Below are 19,848 nucleotides of genomic sequence, written 5' to 3' on the forward strand. Positions count from 1 at the left end.
CGTATGTTAAGACTGAGAGCGCTGTGGGATGTCATGATTCACTGCTCTTTTCAAAAACAGCTGGGTATCGTCAGTTTGCTGACCGTGTCTGGTTGCGTCATCTCATTTGTTCTTATCTGGAGGCCTCTTTTCCGGGCAGCCGTGGTCCGGCAGGCAAATCAGGCCGAACAGGTACAGCACATCCAGTCTCTGCAGAAACAAAATAGTCATGATCAATTCATGCAGACGCAGTGGCAGATAGCTGAGAAACAATTAGAGCAGCAGACGAAGCTGCTGTCTCATGATTCTGCAGAAACACTGATGCCCTGGCTGAATATTGAAGCCGGAAAAAGAGATATACATATTCACCGGCTGGCGTGGCTGCGTTCTGACAAGAACAATCAGGCAGTTCTGCAGGGCATTGATCTGGAAATGACCGGCAGCTATGAGGCCATCAAAGAGATTCTGATTTTGATGAATCACCACCCTCCTCTGGTTCAGTTTCAGCAGGTGCATTGGCGTCAATCAAAGCAGGATAAAGGGCTGGTTCATATGACAGGAAAAGCGTGGTTTTATCATCAGTGTAAGGAGGTTCCCTGTGTATAAAAGAAGAACTGCATTCAGACGACTGTTTTTTGTCATGTTGATGATGACATGTTCAGTGTTTGCAGACGGTGGAAGGGATCCTTTTGAAAAAATTTCCGGAAGTGGGCCTGAGATGAGCGGACAAGCCGGTCGTGAAATCAGAGGTTCAACATCAGCGCAAAAGCAACAGGTTGTGGTGACCATTCCGGTTAAATATGCGACAACTCAGCAGATTTTGCAGGTGATACAGGATAAACAACATGCCGGATTACTTTCTCCGGATGGTTCTGTCACCACCGATACCCGGACAAATACCGTGATTATCCGGGATTATCCCGACTATATTCAGGGGATAAAGTCGGTGATGAAAACAATAGACATCCCCGTTCGGCAGGTTTTGATAGAAGCCCGGATTGTCACAATGAGTGAAAGTGGGCTGGATGAGCTGGGAATCCGTTGGGGTGGGCAGGTCAGACAAGGACATATGAATATGGGGGGGAGTGTCGAGCAACTTGCAAACCAGGCAGGTGATCAAACCAATATTGCTAATTATCTGAATGTGAGTTTACCCGCTTCTTCAGGTAATGCTGCATCTGTCGCTTTTCAGGTTGCACGGCTTGGCGCAGGTACATTACTGGATTTAGAACTTTCTGCATTACAGAGCGAATCAAAGGCAGAAGTCATCTCAAGTCCGCGTCTGCTGACAACAAACCGCCAGCCTGCTTTTATTGAGCAGGGAACAGAGATCCCTTATCTGGAATCTGGCTCTGATGGGGATGCCTCTGTCTCTTTTAAAAAAGCCGTACTCAGCTTAAAAGTGACCCCGAATATTACACCGGATCATCACGTAATTCTTGATTTAAAGGTGACGCAGGATCGTCCCGGAGAGGTTGTGAAAACAGGCACCGGGGAAGCTGTCGCGATTATAACCCAGAGAATTGGTACGCGGGTATTAGTCAATGATGGCGAAACCGTTGTGTTGGGTGGCATTCATCAGAAGACAGTCACAAAAACCGTAGACAAAGTCCCAATGTTGGGTGACTTACCATTATTCGGAAGTTTATTCAGGCGAACTTACCAGAAAACAGGTAAAAATGAGTTACTCATTTTTGTGACACCTCAGGTTATGATTCAATGAGTTAGTTGCCTTTTCAGTAATTGTCTAAAAATTAAGTTGCATTAATCGACTCAGATCTAGATAATTTCGGGTCTTATCACGAATTGTCTGTGAGGAATTGGTGCCACAAACCCGATTCAACCATTGATATACCAGAATTAAGCTTGTGGCGATGGCATTGAATTTTATATTGTAATTACTGCTAAAATGGCCGAAAAACGTAATATTATTCTTGTTGGTCCTATGGGAGCCGGCAAAAGCACAATAGGCAGGTATCTGGCACAGCAACTTCATATGGAGTTTGTCGATTCAGATACTGTGATTGAAGAACGGACTGGCGCAGATATCGCCTGGGTGTTTGATGTTGAGGGTGAAGAAGGATTTCGTAAACGCGAAGAAACGGTTATTTACGACCTTACTGAGAAGCAGGGGATTGTACTTGCGACTGGTGGCGGTTCAGTAAAAAGTAAAGAAAACCGGAATCGTCTGTCCGCACGTGGCGTTGTTGTCTATCTCGAAACGACAATTGAAAAGCAGCTTGCCCGGACCAGCCGGGACAAAAAGCGCCCATTGCTTCAAACTCATAACCCTCGTGAAGTTTTGGAAGAGCTGGCATCTGACCGTAATCCTTTATATGAGGAAATTGCAGATATTACGGTCAGAACTGATGATCAAAGTGCAAAAGTTGTAGCCAATCAGATCGTAAAAATGTTAGAAGAACAATAAGTTTTTTTAATTTTTTGGAGTGCTATCATGGCGCAGATTACGGTCAGTTTGGACGAACGTAGTTATCCTATCTCGATAGGGGCCGGATTATTTAATGATCCGGCACTTCTTTCTTTTTTATCCCCAAAGCAACAAGTTGTTGTGGTCTCTAACGTCACGGTTGCACCGCTATATGCACGGCAAATAATGGCGATGGTTGAGCAATGTGGATGTCAAACTGCTTTACTTGAACTTCCCGACGGTGAGCAATATAAGAGCCTGGAAGTTTTTAATACGGTCATGACTTACCTGATTGAGAACAACTATAGCCGGGATGCTGTGATTATCGCTTTGGGTGGCGGCGTCATCGGTGATTTGGTTGGATTTGCTGCTGCATGTTATCAGCGTGGTGTTGATTTCATTCAGATTCCAACAACCTTGCTGTCTCAGGTTGATTCTTCTGTTGGTGGAAAAACTGCGGTCAACCATCCGATGGGAAAAAATATGATTGGTGCTTTTTATCAGCCAAAAGCAGTAATTATTGATATTGATTGCCTGAAAACGTTACCTCCCCGCGAATTTGCCGCTGGTATGGCTGAAGTCATCAAATACGGCATTATTTATGACGCAGACTTCTTCAGCTGGTTAGAAACACACTTAGACGCACTCTATGCGCTGGAGCATGAAGCGTTGACTTATGCCATCGCACGTTGTTGTGAAATCAAAGCAGAAGTCGTCGCATTAGACGAAAAAGAGTCCGGAATTCGTGCGTTATTGAACCTGGGTCATACATTTGGTCATGCGATTGAAGCGCAATTAGGGTATGGTAATTGGTTACATGGCGAAGCTGTCTCTGCTGGTACAGTGATGGCGGCTAAAACAGCTCAGTTACAAGGCTTAATTTCAGGTGAGCAATTTGATCGGATTCTTTCTTTGCTGAAGAGAGCACAATTGCCGGTGCATACACCTGAAGAGATGTCTTTTTCTGATTTTATGACCCATATGAAGCGAGATAAAAAGGTTCTGGCTGGTACGATACGCTTTGTTCTGCCAACTGATATTGGCAGTGCAGACGTCAGATCCGGTATTCCTGAATCTGTGCTTGAACAGGCAATTGATTATTGCCGCAGCCTTTAGCGCTTCATTTATTCAGTAGGAAAATGTCATGAGTTTGGCTGATGAACGGGTGCTGGAATTACAGTCCCAGACAGATTTGTTAGAACGTATCCAGTTGCTGACTCGTTTTGGTTCAAATTTTATTACGGTTTCAGGTGGACCGGGAGCCGGAAAGACATGGATAGCACAACGCTATCTGGAAGTGTGGGCTGACGATAAAAATCAGTCCTTACTGATGTGTTATCCCGGTCAGGAAGAATCTCAGTGGCGTTCTACGATTCTGACGCAGATCTCTTCGTATGCTGAATTTAATGCTGATGAGTCGCTGGTGAGTAATTTATCTGCCGTTCTGGAAGATGAAGAATGTAATATTGTTATTGTTGTTGATGATGCACATATTTTATCTGAAGCATTGATTTCTGAACTATGGTCACTGGTTATTGAGGCTCAGAAGAGAAGTCAATGGACCGTGAATGTGGTTTTTTTCTCTCTTCCCAAAACACTGGATAAATTGCTTTCCCGTCTGGCGGATGGAGAAGACAATAAAGCAGTTGATCTGGAAATTGATACGCTTGCTCAGGATGATGCAGATCGTTTTTTTGAATTTTTAGTCATTCGCTATGTTGATCCAAAAATAGAGCAACAATTACGGCGATCTTTCGCCCGGATAAGGAAAACACCGGGTGATATTATGGCATTAGGGGAACAAAAAATGGAAAAGCGGATCGTGATTCGCTCGATAATTGGCTCTCCGGCAAAGATTGCTTTGATTATTTTGCTGGTCTGTTTGCTCGTTGGCGCCGGATATTGGTGGATGCTGTCTGAAAATCAGGCGCCGGATATTCTTCAGACTGCAACTCATGAATCGAATGCACAAACTGTGATTCCGACTTTACCCGAATCCTCATCTTCTGAAGCCGGTCATTCAGGACAGGTTTCAGATGAGAATCATGCCACTGAAGCAACATCCCGGACATCGGCGAATCCTGTGAAAAAGCAGAATGGTTCTCGTCCTGTTGATGATTCTGGTGCTCTTCCTCCTGATATTGTTGATCAAACTGCGAATGTTGGCGTTGATGATCAGGGCAGGCGTGTCGTTGTCAGTTCTGAAGTGGTTGATGCACTGATGGAAGGAAAACCTGAATCATCGGATACAAGTCAGTTGCATCAGGTCGCCAATGAAGTATCACCACCGCCTCAAATGATACTCAGCGATGAAGCCGTTGCTGATATCTCTGATGATCTACAGCAGCGTCAGTCTGGCACAGGAAATCAGACTCAGGCTGAAACTTCTCAAGCTGAAGTCAATATCGCAGACATGCCTGAACCGGCGGTAGCGTCTGAAAAAGATCAGGCTGAGACATCTTCGGAAGGCAAAAAAATAAAGATTCGGGTGTCACGCACTCAGACAGAGGCTGCTTCGGTGGGCGGACCTTACCGTGATGATCGGCGTGTACTGCTGAATATGGCTGATCGGAGCTATACGCTGCAACTTGCTGCGTTTAATTCAGTGCAAGAGGTTGAAGACTTTATCAGACGTTACGCTCTACAGGGCCAGGTGCATGTGTACTCAACGGTCAGGAATAGTGTTGACTGGTATATGATTACCTACAAAAATTATCCGACCATTCAGATGGCACGCGATGCAGTTCTGACGCTTCCTGATGAGTTACAGTCTCTGGGACCGTGGGCAAAATCAATCCGTCAGGTGCACAGAGAAATTGAACGTGCTAAATAAATCTGAGTGTCGCCGGAAAATATGTTACATTCCGCAGCCTTGTTAATTGTGAGAAATTGAAACATTACATGAAGAAGCATCGTGCCTTTCTCAAGTGGGCTGGGGGAAAGTATAGTCTTGTTGATGATATCCGGCGGCATTTACCAACTGCTGATGTGTTGGTTGAGCCGTTTGTCGGAGCGGGTTCGATCTTTTTAAATACGGATTATGAGCACTATGTGTTGACGGATATTAATCCTGATCTCATCAATTTATATAATTTACTGAAACGTGCTCCTGAATCCTATATCTCTGAAGCCAGGCGATGGTTCACGCCTGAAAACAACCGTAAAGAAGTTTATCTCTCGGTGCGTCAGCAGTTCAATGCAACGGATGATGTGATGTATCGTTCGCTTGCCTTTTTATATATGAACCGGTTTGGTTTTAACGGGCTCTGCCGGTACAACAAAAAAGGTGGGTTTAACGTCCCTTTTGGTTCTTATAAAAAGCCTTATTTCCCCGAGGCCGAGCTTGAGTTTTTTGCCTGTAAAGCGCAAAAAGCGACGTTTATCTGCTCCGGTTACAAAGAAGCTTTTGAACGTGTGGATGAACGCAGTGTTGTCTACTGCGATCCACCTTATGCGCCATTGTCAAACACTGCCAACTTTACGTCTTACGCAGGAAATGGTTTTTCTCTGGATGATCAGGCTGCACTTGCTGATATTGCTGAAAAAACTGCGAAAGTCAGGGGAATTCCTGTGTTGATATCCAATCACGATACAATTCTGACCCGGCGGTTGTATCATGGCGCTCAGCTGAATGTTGTGAAGGTGAAACGTACGATCAGCCGAAATGCCTCTTCCCGAAATAAAGTTGATGAGCTGTTAGCTCTGTTTGCAGCTACTTCTGAGCAATAATTCGTATCGTTCATTATATGGCCTCTATGATCCTTTCTTTCCCTCCTATAAAATAGGGCCGTTTTGCCATGCAGTGTCGCAGGCAATCTGAATATGAATCATTGATTGTAAAAATACAGAGGCCAGAGGTATGAAAGATTTTTTGATTGCTCCTTCTATTCTTTCCGCAGATTTAGCGCGATTGGGAGAAGATGTTGAGAATGTGCTCAATGCCGGGGCTGATGTTATCCATTTTGATGTGATGGATAATCACTATGTGCCTAATCTGACATTTGGTGCTCCTGTATGTAAAGCTTTGAGAGATTATGGTATTACGGCACCGATAGACGTACATCTGATGGTTAAGCCGGTTGATCGTATGGTTGAAGATTTTGCCAAAGCGGGTGCATCAATGATTACCTTTCATGTTGAAGCATCAGAACATATAGACAGAACCCTGCAACTGATCAAAGAACATGGATGCCAGGCCGGCGTTGTCTTCAATCCGGCAACGCCGCTGAATTATCTTGATTTCCTGATGGATAAAGTGGACTTAATTCTGTTAATGTCGGTTAATCCGGGGTTCGGTGGGCAGTCTTTTATCCCTTCCACTCTGGATAAATTACGGGCAGTTCGTCAGCGTATTCAGGACTCCGGAAGAGAGATTCGTCTGGAAGTCGATGGCGGTGTAAAAATCGATAATATTCGCGAAATAGCTGAAGCTGGTGCGGATATGTTTGTTGCAGGCTCTGCGATTTTCGGTCAGCCGGATTATCAGGCGGTGATTGCTGCGATGCGAACTGAACTTGAAAAAGTATCCCGTTAAATTTTTTATTAAAGCGATAATAAATAAATTAAAGTAAAGCATACCGGCAGATAGTTTGACTGGTTATGCTTTACCTCAATTGGGAGAGTCACTTCATGTCGTCAGAGATACCAAAATTAGTTGTGTTTGATTTGGATGGAACCTTGCTCGATAGTGTGCCGGATTTAGCTATAGCGGCTGATCAGGCGGTTCGTCAACTGGGTTATCCGGGCGTTTCAGAATGTCAGGTTCGGGATTATGTCGGAAATGGGGCAGATATTCTGATTGGACGCGCATTAAGTCAGAGTCTGGAAATTAACCCGGACCTGAGTCCGGCGCTGTTAAAAGAGGCCCGGACATATTTTGATGAGTTTTACGCGGCAACAGGCCACCGGCTTAGTCAACTATATGCGGGTGTGAAAGATACATTGGTAAAATTGCATCAGGAAGGGTTTACTCTGGCTGTTGTGACGAATAAGCCGTCTCATTTTGTACCTGAAATATTACAGCAGCATCAAATTGCGGACTATTTCAGTGATGTCATTGGCGGGGACGATTTTGAGAAAAGAAAACCGGATCCAATGGCTTTGAACTGGCTGTTGGATAAATACGGCTTAAAACCGAAACAGATGATGATGGTCGGAGATTCGAAGAATGATATTCTTGCTGCCAGAAATGCAGGTTGTCATTCGTTTGGCCTGACTTATGGCTATAACCACGGTGAGCCGATCGCCGACTCCGGGCCTGATTATGTTGCGGATAATATCTCAGAATTGCTTGATATTGTTCTTGTTTCAGCCTGAACGGTATAAAAAATCTAGAAATATACTTGTTAATGAGTACACTTGGATGCTGCGGGAACGAATCCGGACTGTATTTATCCCTTAAAGCTATCACCCAATAACCTGTTTTATTATTAATAACTTTCAGAATTCAAAGGAATTATTCTCATGAGCAAACCCATTGTATTTAGTGGTGTTCAACCGTCAGGTGAACTGAGTATTGGTAACTACCTGGGTGCTCTTCGTCAGTGGCAACAAATGCAGGATGAATACGACTGCTATTATTGTGTGGTCAATTTGCATGCGATTACCGTGCGTCAGGATCCCAAAGCATTATATGAAGCGACACTTGATGCTTTGGCAATTTGTCTGGCTGTTGGTATTGATCCGAAGAAGAGTACTTTATTTGTTCAGTCTCATGCTCCGGAGCACGCTCAGCTAAGCTGGCTTCTGAATTGTTATACTCAGATGGGTGAGTTGAGCCGGATGACTCAGTTTAAAGACAAGTCTGCCCGTTATGCGAATGATGTGAATGCTGGTCTGTTTGATTATCCGGTGTTGATGGCGGCAGATATTTTGCTTTATGGCGCCCATCAGGTGCCGGTTGGAAACGATCAGAAGCAGCATCTGGAGCTTGCCAGAGATATTGCGACCCGGTTCAATAATATCTATTGTCCGGAAGACCCGGTATTTGTTGTGCCTGAGCCATATATTCCAACCGTAAACGCACGGGTGATGAGTCTTCAGGATGCGACGAAAAAGATGTCGAAGTCTGATGATAACCGGAAAAATGTGATTACTCTGCTGGAAGAACCTAAGTCAATTGTGAAGAAGGTTAACAAGGCTCAGACAGACACGGATACACCACCACGAATTCGTTATGATATTGAAAATAAAGCCGGTATTTCTAACTTAATGGGCCTGTATTCAGCAGCGACAGGTTTGAGCTTTGATGAAATTGAAGCTAAATATCAGGACGTTGATATGTATGGTCCGTTTAAGAAAGACGTGGGTGAAGCCCTTGTTGCAATGCTTGAACCTGTTCAGGCTGAATATCATCGTATTCGTGAGTCACGGGATTATCTGGATGCGGTGATGCGTGAAGGTGCTGAAAAAGCGTCTTCCCGTGCCGCAGAAACCTTGAAAAAAGTATACGATTTAGTTGGATTTATCTCTCATTCCTGATGTGAGCTGATTAAATCAGATATCTTTTTACAAGCCCTGCTTTTTAAGCAGGGTTTTTTTATGGCATTTTCCGGCAGATGAACTAGATTTATATAATGTATATACAAAGTTATCACATTTATGGGCGGAAAAAGAAAGAAAGCCTCAAACAAAAAAGATAGTCAGTTAGTGCTTCGGATTAACCGGCACGAACGCGATCTTTTTGTTGAATTATGTGAAGAGCTTGATACATCGGCAGCCAGAGAAATAAGAAAGTTTATTAAACATTTTATTGATCAGCACGGGCTGCAAGACAGGGAGCAATGATCCCAGGCTGGAACCCTGAAGCTCCTGCCGGATTAATTTTGCACATTGTGATTTATTAAGGAGAAAAAGATGGCTAAGACTAAAAAAGAATTGAAAAAGACACTTAAAAAAGCGAAAGCTAAAGTGAAGAAAATTAAAAAAGCTTTGAAAAAAGCATAGCTTTACATATTTTTGATAGCCCGGTTTAATACCGGGCTTTTTTATGTCTCATATTCATTTTCCCGTCATACATTTCTCTCATTGTTTATTCATACAGATATATTGGTCATACGAATCAATTCACATCTGCAGAGTGTGTTTTACATATTTATGAGATCAATTTCACATTTTTGTTAAGGTGTGTTTTTTGTTTCATGAAAAAGGTAAACACTGACCATGGAATTATTATAGATTTCAAAAAAATGTGATGAATAAAACATTTTTTAAAAATAGGGATATTTTCAAATACAATTTCAGGTGGAAAAATAAATGAAACAACAATTTTCATTCTCACTGCTTTCTGCTTTGATTGCTGGCGTTGTAGCACAGCCGGCTGTCGCAGATGTGGTGATATCACAGTATGTAGAAGGGTCATCTTTTAATAAGGCCATTGAAATCGCCAATACAGGTGATGAAGCCGTCACGCTTGACCATTTTAAATTAGCACTATCAAGAAATGGCAGTGGACAGTGGGATAGTGAGCTGTCACTGGCCGGAAAAGTCATTGCAGCGAAAGATGTTTTGGTGATTGCTAACTCTCAGGCGAATAGTGATATTTTGGCTGTCAGCGATATGACGGATGATACGATGACCAGCTTCAATGGTAATGATCCCGTTGCACTACTGAAAGATGATGAAGTTTATGACGTGGTTGGTTCCATGGGGGGAAGCGACTTTGCGAAAGATGTGACGCTGGTCCGTCACACCGATGTATTGAGCGCTTCAGCTGAATATCAGGTGACGCAGTGGGATACGCTTGAGAAAAATAACATTGAAGGACTGGGAAGCCTGAGTGACAGCAGCAGTTCAGCGTCTTTCACCTGTACGATGGATGACGGAAGTTCGCCAGAATTCACCTCGATTCACGACATTCAGGGAGACGGAGATAAATCTCCTCTGATTGGTGATTCGTCTTACATAACGGATGATGATTATTATGTTCAGGGTGTTGTGACAGCGGTAACGACCGGGCTGAATAAAGGGTTCTATCTTCAATCTCTGGAAAATGACTATAATCCCCAAACGTCTGAAGGCTTATTTGTTTATACCAATCAGTCATCTTCTGACCTGAAGGCAGGAGATGTGGTTTGTGTGAAAGGAAAAGTCCAGGAATATTATTCTCAGACTCAGTTGAAAGCGGGTCAAAATCAGTGGGTAAAACAAGATGAGCAAGCGGTTCCCCGCGCCAGATCAATCTTCATGCTGCCAACTGATGAAAACTTTGATCAGACACTTGAGCGTTATGAGGGGATGTTGGTCAAACTGACGCCTTTGACGAACATGCGGGTAAGCCGGACATTTAGCTGGGACTATGATGCATACCGCAGCAATATGGTTTTATCGCAGGGGCATATCAATATGCATCCAAACCAGCAACATGTCGCTGGATCTGATGCATCAGAACAACAGCGAATTGATAATGGTCAGCGTCGGCTGTTTGTTGAATCGGACCAGAAAGCACCGAACGGTGTGATCCCTTACTATGCTGATTTTGGCCGCACCGATATCGACCAAAATGGCTCGACAGAGGATTATATCCGGGTTGGCGATATGCTGGTTGGTGCGCAAGGTGTGCTCAACTATAGTTATGGCGAATATCGTCTGACGATGACCAATCAACTGTCACGGCATAATTTTATTCATTTAGACCCGCGTACCGAGACTCCGCTGATGCATTACGGAAATTTACGCATAGCTTCCTTTAATGTATTGAACTATTTCAATTCACCATTTGGTGGCGATGCAAATGAGCACGGGGAAAGCCGGGGTGCTGGCAGCTATGGTGAATTCGAAATTCAGCAGGAAAAAATCGTCAATGCGATTATCAGGCTGGACGCAGACATTGTTGGCTTGATGGAAATTGAGAACAATGGTTTTGGTGAGTCAGGTGCGATTCATCAACTGGTTGATCAATTGAATGCCCGTTTGTCTGATAGCAGTGATTACTATAGCGTTGTGGAATTTGATACCAACAATGATGGTCAAATTACAAAAGACGATTCTGTGGGGACAGATGTGATCACGACCGGTGTGATTTATCGTAAGAGTAAAGCAACACTGGATAGTCAACAAATTATCCCGATGCCGAAACAACTGGCACCTGAAGTGTATTCAGAAGCGCAGGGTAAAGTCATTGAAGACGGCAAAAACTATCAACGTCAAACATTAGCCCCGACATTCAAAATTGACGGGTTGGATGAGACACTGACAGTTGCTGTGAATCACTTCAAATCAAAAGGGTCAACATGCTGGGAAGATGCTGCACCTGTCAGTGAAGGCGGTCAAAACATGACTGACCCGGATTATCAGGGATCATGTGAAAATTTCCGCGTTGCTGCTGCTGTTGCATTAGGTGAAGCACTGGAAAAAGTTGACGGCTATAAGATCATTCTGGGTGATTTGAATTCTTATGCAAAAGAAGACCCCATGCTGATTCTGACTGATTATGATACAGCAAAGTATGATAAAACCATTCGTGCTGCACGTAATACATATCTTGGTGATCAGGAACAATTTGGTGATCAGGGAGCAGTGATTGAAAAAAGCTATGGCTATCTGAATGCTGTTGAAATGATGCGCCGACATGGCTGGAGCTATTCTTATAATGATGAAGTCGGAACCATGGATCATTTATTGATTAGCCCTGAATTAAGTTCTTATGTTGTGGATGCGATGGATTGGCATATCAATGGTGGTGAATCAAAATTATTTGACTATACAAGTAAAAATAAAGGTGATTTACCGCGATATTCAGATCAGTTCCGCTCGTCAGATCATGATCCTGCAGTACTTGAATTGTGGGTTCCTGAGAAAACAGAGTGCTGGGGATGGTATTGCTGGTGGTATTGATTGCCAGACCATTTCAGAGAGTGATTGCAATAGTAAAGGGGCGCAGCCCCTTTTTTATACCGGTTGTCTGATTATTTTCGGGGGGGGTGATTGATTGGCTTCGGGCTTTCATCTTGATTTCTTGTTCTGATCCGTCACAATGAGCGTCAGTTTTTGTTCTGACTTTCATAGCCAATCTCTTTTATGCTGCTCCTTATCGATAACTACGATTCTTTCACATACAATTTGTATCAGTATTTTTGCGAGCTTGACGTCGCAGTTCAGGTGGTCAGAAATGATCAGATTGATATTCCTGGCATCAAAAGATTAAAGCCTTCCCATCTGGTCATATCACCAGGGCCCTGTACGCCGGATGACGCTGGTATTTCACTGGAAGCTGTCCGTCATTTTTCCGGTAAACTGCCTATTTTAGGGGTTTGTCTGGGTCATCAGTCGATTGCTCAGGCATATGGTGCCAATGTAATCCGGGCCCGTCAGGTGATGCACGGAAAAACGTCATTAATCCGGCATAATCACACCGGGTTGTTTCATGGGTTGAATGATCCGCTCACCGTCACCCGGTATCACTCTCTTGTTGTTGAGAAACAATCATTACCTGATTGTTTTGAGGTAACCGCCTGGACTGAACTGGAGGATGGCAGGGTTGATGAAATCATGGGGTATCAGCACCGTATTCTCCCGATTGATGCAGTCCAGTTTCATCCTGAGTCAATCAAAACAGAACAGGGACATGAGCTGTTAGCCAATTTCTTACATCGCTGATTGTCCGATTCCTTACTGTGTGGGGATGACTGTGAAAATGAATCCCGGATGACTGGTTGTATGACTAAAAAATTACTTTTTGTGAATAATTATTCCATTGCTTGTGGTTTTTGATGAACAGATTCGCTATATTGAGGTTTCTGTGGTGTCTTTTTATGATAAATTTTTGATTCATGGTGAGTTTTATCGTTGTCAGTCATAACAGGATAATGCTTCATCTATAATATTGATTATATTATTAGTTATGGCTCTGTTGAGTAATAAGGGGAATCAGTCAATGGCAATGGAAAATAGCGTCGATCGGGGAACGTTTGATGAGGTCATGGTGCCTTGCTACAGCCCGATGGAAATTATTCCGGTTCGGGGACAGGGATCGAGAGTCTGGGATCAGGCGGATAAAGAATATATTGATTTTGCGGGCGGTATTGCCGTCAGCTGTTTAGGTCATTGTCATCCGGCAATGGTGGAAGCATTAACGACGCAGGGAAACAAATTGTGGCATCTGAGTAATGTGATGACGAATGAGCCTGCACTTCGTCTGGCAAAGAAACTGACCCAACTCAGTTTCGCTGAGAAAGTATTTTTTGCTAATTCAGGAGCTGAAGCCAACGAAGCGGCGTTAAAACTGGCTCGTCGGTGGGCCGTTGATAATCACGGGCCGGAAAAATCTGAAATTATTGCTTTTGAACAAGGCTTCCACGGCCGTACATTCTTTACCGTCACCGTAGGCGGGCAATCGACTTATTCTGATGGTTTTGGTCCGAAACCTTCTGATGTGATTCACCTTCCTTATAATGATCTGGAGGCTTTTAAAGCTCAGATTTCTGATCGAACCTGTGCTGTGATGATGGAGCCGCTTCAGGGTGAAGGCGGTATTATTTCTCCGACACCTGAGTTTATTCAGGCTGTCAGAGACTTGTGTAATCAGCACAATGCATTATTAATTTTTGATGAAGTCCAGACCGGAAATGGCCGGACGGGCGACTTTTATGCCTATCAGGGTGTCGGTGTGACGCCGGATATTTTAAGTACGGCAAAATCTTTGGGCGGTGGCTTCCCTATCGGTGCAATGCTGACAACCGCTGAGATCGCAGCTCATTTTAAAGTGGGTGTTCATGGTTCAACATATGGCGGGAACCCCTTAGCATGTGCAGTTGCTGAAGCTGTCGTTGATATTATTGCGCAGCCTGAAGTTTTGCAGGGCGTTAAAGAGAAAGAGCTGCGTTTTCGTGAAGGTTTGGAACAAATCAATGCAAAATATCCGATCTTCAGTGAAGTTCGTGGCCGTGGTTTATTGCTGGGCGCTGCATTAAATGAGGCCTGGCAGGGACGGGCCCGTGATATTTTAGTCGCTGCGGGTAAAGCTGGTTTACTGGTTTTAGTGGCAGGGCCGAATGTTGTCCGTTTTACGCCGTCTTTATTAATTTCTCCGGAAGATATCACCGAAGGCTTAGCAAGACTTGAACAAGCTATTGCTTCGGTCTTCACCTCATCTTGAGAGGTTGTTATTTTCTGAAAAGGATGAAGCGGACCAACAGGTTCGCTTTTTTTATGTTTCAATGGCTGCCATTTGCCATTTGCCATTTGCCATTAAGGACCATCACCCGTGAAGTGCTATCTGCAGCCAAGGTTTTGTTTATATTGCGCTATTCTTAAATGATATCTCCAGGACAATCAGAGGTCTGGTTGTTTGAGTCATATAATAAAATCAGGGAGAGAGATTGCCATGTTGATTATTCGTCCCATTCGTCTATCTGACTATAGTGCTTTATATCGGTGTGCTGTTGAATCTGGTCATGGCTTTACTTCATTGCCTGAAAATGAGGAATTGCTGAGTCACCGTATTGAGCACTCTTTGTATAGCTTTGCCAAAGAAGAGATAACAGCACCATCCGATGAGGGATACTTAATGGTGGGGATTGATTCCGATACCGGTGAGGTTGCCGGAACGACAGCGATTGAGGCTTCAGTTGGCTGGGATTTACCCTTTTACAGTTATCATATCGATACGATTGTTCACTCTTCCCGTCGTTTGGGGGTAAATAAAATCGTCAAGTTGTTAAGTCTTGGGAATAACTATACCGGTTGCTCGGAGCTTTGTTCCTTGTTTCTGTTACCCCGCTTCCGGAAAGGTATGAATGGAAAATTAATGTCTAAATGTCGGTTTTTGATGATGGCTGAGCATCCGGAAAGATTTTCCTCAACTATTATTGCAGAAATGAGAGGCGTTTCTGATGAACAGGGTAATTCTCCTTTTTGGCAGTGGTTACAGGAACATTTTTTCGGGATTGATTTCACACTGGCTGACTATCTTGCAGGATCGGGACATAAAGGATTTATTGCGGATTTAATGCCTAAGTTACCAATCTATGTCAACTTGCTGAGTCAAGAGGCTCAATCCGTGATTGGAAAGGTTCACGACAAGACCCGGCCAGCTTTAAAAATTCTTGAAAATGAGGGTTTTTCCTGCCGGGATTATGTGGATATTTTTGATGCAGGTCCAACGGTTGAATGTCATATAAAGCATATACGTTCAGTGAGAGAATCTTTTTCATCACACGTTGTTATTGAGGACTGCGCAAGCGGTGTGCCTGTCATTGTCAGTAATACCTCCATGGAAAATTTCAGAGCAACAATGACAAATGCTCTGTTCGATGCAGAGAGGAATCATGTGACGATTTCATCTGAGGTTGCGAAAGCTTTGCTTGTCGATAACGGTGATCGGGTACGGGTATTAGTGAATCATTGAACGTTTCGGGTTTCGTGATGATCTGTCTGGGGTGTTTGGCCCGGGCAGTGATGAAAGAAGGAGGTGCTTATGACACCGGAAAAATTGTTTGAGGCCATGTGGAAAGATTATATTAGCAGGCTATGTCCTTCGGCTTGTCAGGTTCACCAGTTGTTGCAGGAGAATGAGCCATTGATCAATGATCATATTGCTCTGAGAACTTTTAATTTAGATCCTGTGAAGCTTGATACACTGGCAAAGCCATTTCTTGCCATGGGATATGAAGAAAAGGGGCAGTATCATTTTGAATCGAAGAAATTAAATGCAAAACACTTTGAACACCCGGATCCCAGGCAGCCTAAGGTGTTTATCAGTGAGCTGGAAGTCGAACACTGTTCCGGGTCTGTGCAAAAGATTGTCAGGAGTCTGGTTGCCCACATCCGTCCTGACATGGTATCTGATGCTTCCTTTTTATATGGCGGACGCTTATGGCCTGTTTCTCTGGAACAATATTATATTTTGTCGGAAGAAAGTGAATATGCAGCCTGGGTTGCGGCGCATGGCTATGGGGCTAATCACTTTACGGTCAGTGTTAATCAATTGAAAAAAATGAATCAAATCGCTGAAGTGAATCGCTATTTGATCAATAACGGTTTCTTATTGAATACTTCCGGTGGTGAAATTAAGGGAACGCCAGCGGTATTTCTGGAACAATCTTCGACCATGGCAGATAAAGTCGTTGTAGAATTTACGGAAGCTGAGCTGTTAATTCCGGGGGGATTCTATGAGTTTGCCAAACGTTATCCCATGGCAAATGGTGAGTTATATCCGGGATTTGTTACAGCATCAGCGGATAAGATATTTGAAAGTACAAATCACTGACAGCGAAGGAGCAGAGTGACAAAGCAATTCCATGAATGAACATGCTTTTGTGGGAGACTGAATGAAAAAAGCCACTCAACGAGTGGCTTTTTAAACAGAGACAATGATGAATTGATGAATCAGCGCGTGCCATAAACCACAATAGTTTTACCATGCGCCGAAATCAGATTCTGTTCTTCCAGCATTTTTAAAATGCGGCCCACTGTTTCACGGGAGCAACCAACAATTTGACCAATTTCCTGGCGTGTTATTTTTATTTGCATACCATCCGGGTGAGTCATTGCATCCGGTTGTTTTGCCAGGTTCAACAGTGTTTGTGCTATACGACCTGTCACATCAAGGAATGCCAAATCGCCTACTTTTTGGCTGGTCACCTGCAGGCGACTCGCCATTTGTCCGGCAAGACGCATCAGGATATCCGGATTGACCTGAATCAGCTGACGGAATTTCTTGAATGAAATTTCAGCAACCTCACAAGGGGATTTTGCCCGAACCCAGGCTGTACGTTCCTGGCCTTCTTCGAATAAACCAAGTTCACCAATAAAATCTCCCTGATTCAGATAGGAAAGAATCATTTCTTTACCTTCTTCATCTTTAATAAGTACAGCGACAGAGCCTTTTACGATGTAATAAAGTGTCTCTGCTTTTTCACCAGCATGGATGAGTGTACTCTTTGATGGGTACTTATGAATATGACAATGTGAAAGAAACCACTCTAAAGTTGGATCGGTTTGAGGTTTACCTAGAACCATAATATCTCTCTTCCTCTGCAGGGTATGCTTGCTGCTTTCCGTGCAATTAGCTAAAGCATTCATATGAACATCTAGCATAAAAGTTGTTTAGAAAGCCTGCAAGTCGTCTTCTGTTTCGCTATTGAAAATAGTATCTTTTTTCGGGCACAATTTCTTGATTTTTATCGTGTGACCACTGCAAATTTATCTCATAAAACGTGCTCAGTGTCACGGTATGGAAAGTAAAATATAGAATGTCGTCTGGTTTATAACGGGTTAACCAATTTTTCCTGTTTCGATTAATTTTTGCAAAATTGGCCGGACAATTAACTCCATGGCGAAACTCATTTTTCCGCCGGGCACAACAATTGTGTTATGCCGGGACATAAAAGAGCCATCAATCATTGCGAGTAAATAAGGAAAATCGACTTTTTTAATGCCACGTAACCGGATAACAACAAAGCTTTCATCCAGACTGGGAATTCCTTTTGCACTCAGTGGGTTTGATGTATCGACGGTTGGAACCCGCTGAAAGTTGATATGTGTTCGTGAAAACTGAGGCGTGATATAGTTCAGGTAATCATCCATCGAACGGACAATGGAATCCATCACGGCTTCTTTTGAGTGTCCCCGGTCTCTGGTATCACGGACAAATTTCTGTATCCACTCCAGGTTGACGATTGGCACCATACCTATAAGAAAATCGACATGCTGCGAGACGTTGACATCCCCGTCAACAACACCGCCGTGTAAGCCTTCGTAGAACAGTACATTGGTGTCATCAGGCAGTTCCTGCCATGGTGTAAATGTTCCCGGAGTCTGATTATATGGAACGGCTTCATCAAATGTATGCAGATAACGGCGTATCTTTCCTGTTCCTGAACGACCATATTCACGAAAGAATTCTTCAAGTGCAGCAAAGTCATTGGCTTGAGGACCGAAGTAACTGATATGACGTCCCTGTTCTCTGGCTTTACGAATTTCTACATCCATTTCCGGCCGGGTAAAACGGTGAAAGCTATCTCCTTCTACCCAGGCTGACTTAACTTGCATCATATTAAACATTTTGCGAAATGCTTCTGATGTCGTCGTTGTACCGGCACCAGAAGATCCGGTGACCGCAATAATTGGATGTTTTGCTGACATGACATCCTCTGTCTATCGTATTCAATGTGTCACAACTATATCATGGATAGGCGTTGTGTCATCCGGATGATACGTCGTTATTGATATTTATTCAGTTGAATATCTACCGTTTCGTGTAGCTCCGAATAGACGACAACGGCTTCTCCGGATTTCAGTTGCTGTTTGATTTGCTCTATTTTCATTTCCAGTGAGACTTCATTCTCACCGTAGTCTGTCCCTTCCCGCAGAACAAATTCCTTAATCAGGTTTTCCAGCGTTTCAGGTGATATATCTTGCCATGGAACAATCATAGTTTGAGTCTGTACAGAATGATAAAAAGCTATTCTACGTGCTTAGCGTAGTAAGTGGGTAGTATTTGTTCCAGCCAGAATGTCGGTTTGAAAAGGCTGCCGCTGAGAAAACCGACATGACCACCATGGTCAAGCAATTGGTAATTGACCGCTTCAGGTAATGGTGCTGAGGGAATGACTGAGTCTGTCATAAATGGATCATCCCTGGAGTGAATGATTAAGGTTGGTAGCCTGATATGGTTGAGTTTATGGATGGCAGAACATTGATGATAGTAGTGAGTTGCATCAGAGAAACCGTGCAGCGGTGCTGTGATTAAATCATCGAATTTTCTGAGAGTGGGTATGCTTTGAATCTCACCTGCTGTGACCGGAATTTTTTGCCGGAGAATCTGAAGGCGCTGTAAAGCATTTTTCTTCAGTGAACCGAGCAGGTAACGCTGATATATTTTTGAAAAACCGCCATTTATTCGTTCTGAACAGGCAGCAAGGTCAAATGGCGCTGAAATGATGGTTGCCGAATCTATCAAGGGATCTTCTGCAAATTCAACCAGATAATTTGCAAGCATGTTTCCCCCGAGGGATATTCCTGTTGCCGTTTTATAGGTATCCGGAAACCGTTCTGCCACCATTTGTAAGAAATGACGGGGGTCTGCCGTTTCGCCTGAATGATAGGCACGGGCCTGAAGATTAGGTTTGCCGCTGCACCCGCGAAAATGCATCATCACGGCAAGCCAACCCTGTTGAGCGAAAGCATGCATCAGTCCGTTTGCGTAAGGACTGTTAAAGCTACCTTCCAGCCCGTGAAACAGAATGAATAATGGTTTATTTTGCGCTGGTTCAGCATGTGGGTTTTCACTCCATGCGATATCCAGAACATCATCGTCTGGCGTTGTGATGGTTTCCCAGTGAGGAATAAACAGATTTTTTTTTCGGATGAACCGGGGAAGTAGTGTTTGTGTATGCGGGTTAACACCGCCTGACGCGGGTTTAAAACAAAGTGTTTTCATATTTTTATATTATATCGTGGGATAGGTGTGGTGTGATTCGGGCTATTTTATTTTATAGGAT

General features: G+C 43.6%; 17 protein-coding genes and 1 pseudogene. 14 read left to right on the plus strand and 4 right to left on the minus strand.

Annotation, left to right across the window (positions count from 1 at the left end):
• The first annotated feature begins 3 nt into the window (after positions 1–3).
• From pilO to OCV29_RS01530, 14 genes and pseudogenes are all read left to right on the plus strand, one after another.
• Positions 4–585, plus strand: coding sequence for a type 4a pilus biogenesis protein PilO (gene pilO / locus OCV29_RS01465; RefSeq protein WP_073601823.1), 582 nt, complete (start codon positions 4–6; stop codon positions 583–585).
• Positions 586–718: 133 nt separating this feature from the next.
• Positions 719–1,702 (plus strand): annotated as a pseudogene (pilQ, locus tag OCV29_RS01470) (type IV pilus secretin PilQ); the annotation flags it as partial.
• A gap of 186 nt (positions 1,703–1,888) precedes the next feature.
• Positions 1,889–2,407, plus strand: a complete 519-nt coding sequence (gene aroK / locus OCV29_RS01475) for a shikimate kinase AroK (RefSeq protein WP_073601821.1) — start codon at positions 1,889–1,891, stop codon at positions 2,405–2,407.
• Between the two features lie 27 nt (positions 2,408–2,434).
• Positions 2,435–3,523, plus strand: a complete 1,089-nt coding sequence (aroB, locus tag OCV29_RS01480) for a 3-dehydroquinate synthase (protein WP_073601820.1) — start codon at positions 2,435–2,437, stop codon at positions 3,521–3,523.
• A 28-nt stretch (positions 3,524–3,551) separates the two neighbouring features.
• Positions 3,552–5,240 (plus strand): AAA family ATPase, encoded by a 1,689-nt coding sequence (locus OCV29_RS01485; protein WP_073601819.1) that lies wholly within the window; start codon positions 3,552–3,554, stop codon positions 5,238–5,240.
• A gap of 68 nt (positions 5,241–5,308) precedes the next feature.
• Entirely contained in the window at positions 5,309–6,136 is an 828-nt protein-coding gene (locus OCV29_RS01490) for a Dam family site-specific DNA-(adenine-N6)-methyltransferase (protein WP_073601818.1), read from the plus strand.
• A 130-nt stretch (positions 6,137–6,266) separates the two neighbouring features.
• Complete coding sequence (rpe, locus tag OCV29_RS01495) at positions 6,267–6,941, plus strand: ribulose-phosphate 3-epimerase (protein ID WP_073601817.1); 675 nt, start codon at positions 6,267–6,269, stop codon at positions 6,939–6,941.
• A 95-nt stretch (positions 6,942–7,036) separates the two neighbouring features.
• Positions 7,037–7,723, plus strand: coding sequence for a phosphoglycolate phosphatase (locus OCV29_RS01500; RefSeq protein WP_139281469.1), 687 nt, complete (start codon positions 7,037–7,039; stop codon positions 7,721–7,723).
• Positions 7,724–7,870: 147 nt separating this feature from the next.
• A complete protein-coding gene (trpS, locus tag OCV29_RS01505) occupies positions 7,871–8,887 on the plus strand; it encodes a tryptophan--tRNA ligase (RefSeq protein ID WP_073601815.1) in 1,017 nt (338 codons plus the stop codon).
• A 774-nt stretch (positions 8,888–9,661) separates the two neighbouring features.
• Positions 9,662–12,241: an ExeM/NucH family extracellular endonuclease gene (locus OCV29_RS01510; RefSeq protein WP_073601813.1), complete on the plus strand. Its 2,580-nt coding sequence runs from the start codon at positions 9,662–9,664 to the stop codon at positions 12,239–12,241.
• A 183-nt stretch (positions 12,242–12,424) separates the two neighbouring features.
• Positions 12,425–13,003 carry an aminodeoxychorismate/anthranilate synthase component II gene (locus OCV29_RS01515; RefSeq protein ID WP_073601812.1) on the plus strand — a complete coding sequence of 193 codons (579 nt, stop codon included), beginning with the start codon at positions 12,425–12,427 and terminating at the stop codon, positions 13,001–13,003.
• Positions 13,004–13,280: 277 nt separating this feature from the next.
• Positions 13,281–14,501 (plus strand): aspartate aminotransferase family protein, encoded by a 1,221-nt coding sequence (locus OCV29_RS01520; protein ID WP_073601811.1) that lies wholly within the window; start codon positions 13,281–13,283, stop codon positions 14,499–14,501.
• Positions 14,502–14,729: 228 nt separating this feature from the next.
• Positions 14,730–15,752 (plus strand): arginine N-succinyltransferase, encoded by a 1,023-nt coding sequence (gene astA / locus OCV29_RS01525; protein ID WP_073601810.1) that lies wholly within the window; start codon positions 14,730–14,732, stop codon positions 15,750–15,752.
• A gap of 69 nt (positions 15,753–15,821) precedes the next feature.
• Positions 15,822–16,613: a DUF1338 domain-containing protein gene (locus OCV29_RS01530; RefSeq protein WP_073601809.1), complete on the plus strand. Its 792-nt coding sequence runs from the start codon at positions 15,822–15,824 to the stop codon at positions 16,611–16,613.
• A gap of 119 nt (positions 16,614–16,732) precedes the next feature.
• On the opposite strand, the gene crp is transcribed toward OCV29_RS01530, so the two are convergent.
• The 4 genes from crp to OCV29_RS01550 all read right to left on the minus strand — a co-directional run bounded on the left by crp (position 16,733) and on the right by OCV29_RS01550 (position 19,787).
• Positions 16,733–17,365, minus strand: a complete 633-nt coding sequence (crp, locus tag OCV29_RS01535) for a cAMP-activated global transcriptional regulator CRP (RefSeq protein WP_038179153.1) — start codon at positions 17,363–17,365, stop codon at positions 16,733–16,735.
• Positions 17,366–17,620: 255 nt separating this feature from the next.
• The gene (locus OCV29_RS01540) at positions 17,621–18,490 is read right to left on the minus strand and encodes a phosphoribulokinase (protein WP_073601808.1); all 870 of its coding nucleotides are present in this window, start codon (positions 18,488–18,490) and stop codon (positions 17,621–17,623) included.
• Between the two features lie 77 nt (positions 18,491–18,567).
• Complete coding sequence (locus OCV29_RS01545; protein WP_073601807.1) at positions 18,568–18,780, minus strand: YheU family protein; 213 nt, start codon at positions 18,778–18,780, stop codon at positions 18,568–18,570.
• A gap of 29 nt (positions 18,781–18,809) precedes the next feature.
• Positions 18,810–19,787 carry a hydrolase gene (locus OCV29_RS01550; RefSeq protein WP_073601806.1) on the minus strand — a complete coding sequence of 326 codons (978 nt, stop codon included), beginning with the start codon at positions 19,785–19,787 and terminating at the stop codon, positions 18,810–18,812.
• Positions 19,788–19,848: the final 61 nt, after the last annotated feature.

The sequence above is a fragment of the Vibrio aerogenes genome, from assembly GCF_024346755.1.
Lineage (GTDB): Bacteria > Pseudomonadota > Gammaproteobacteria > Enterobacterales > Vibrionaceae > Vibrio > Vibrio aerogenes.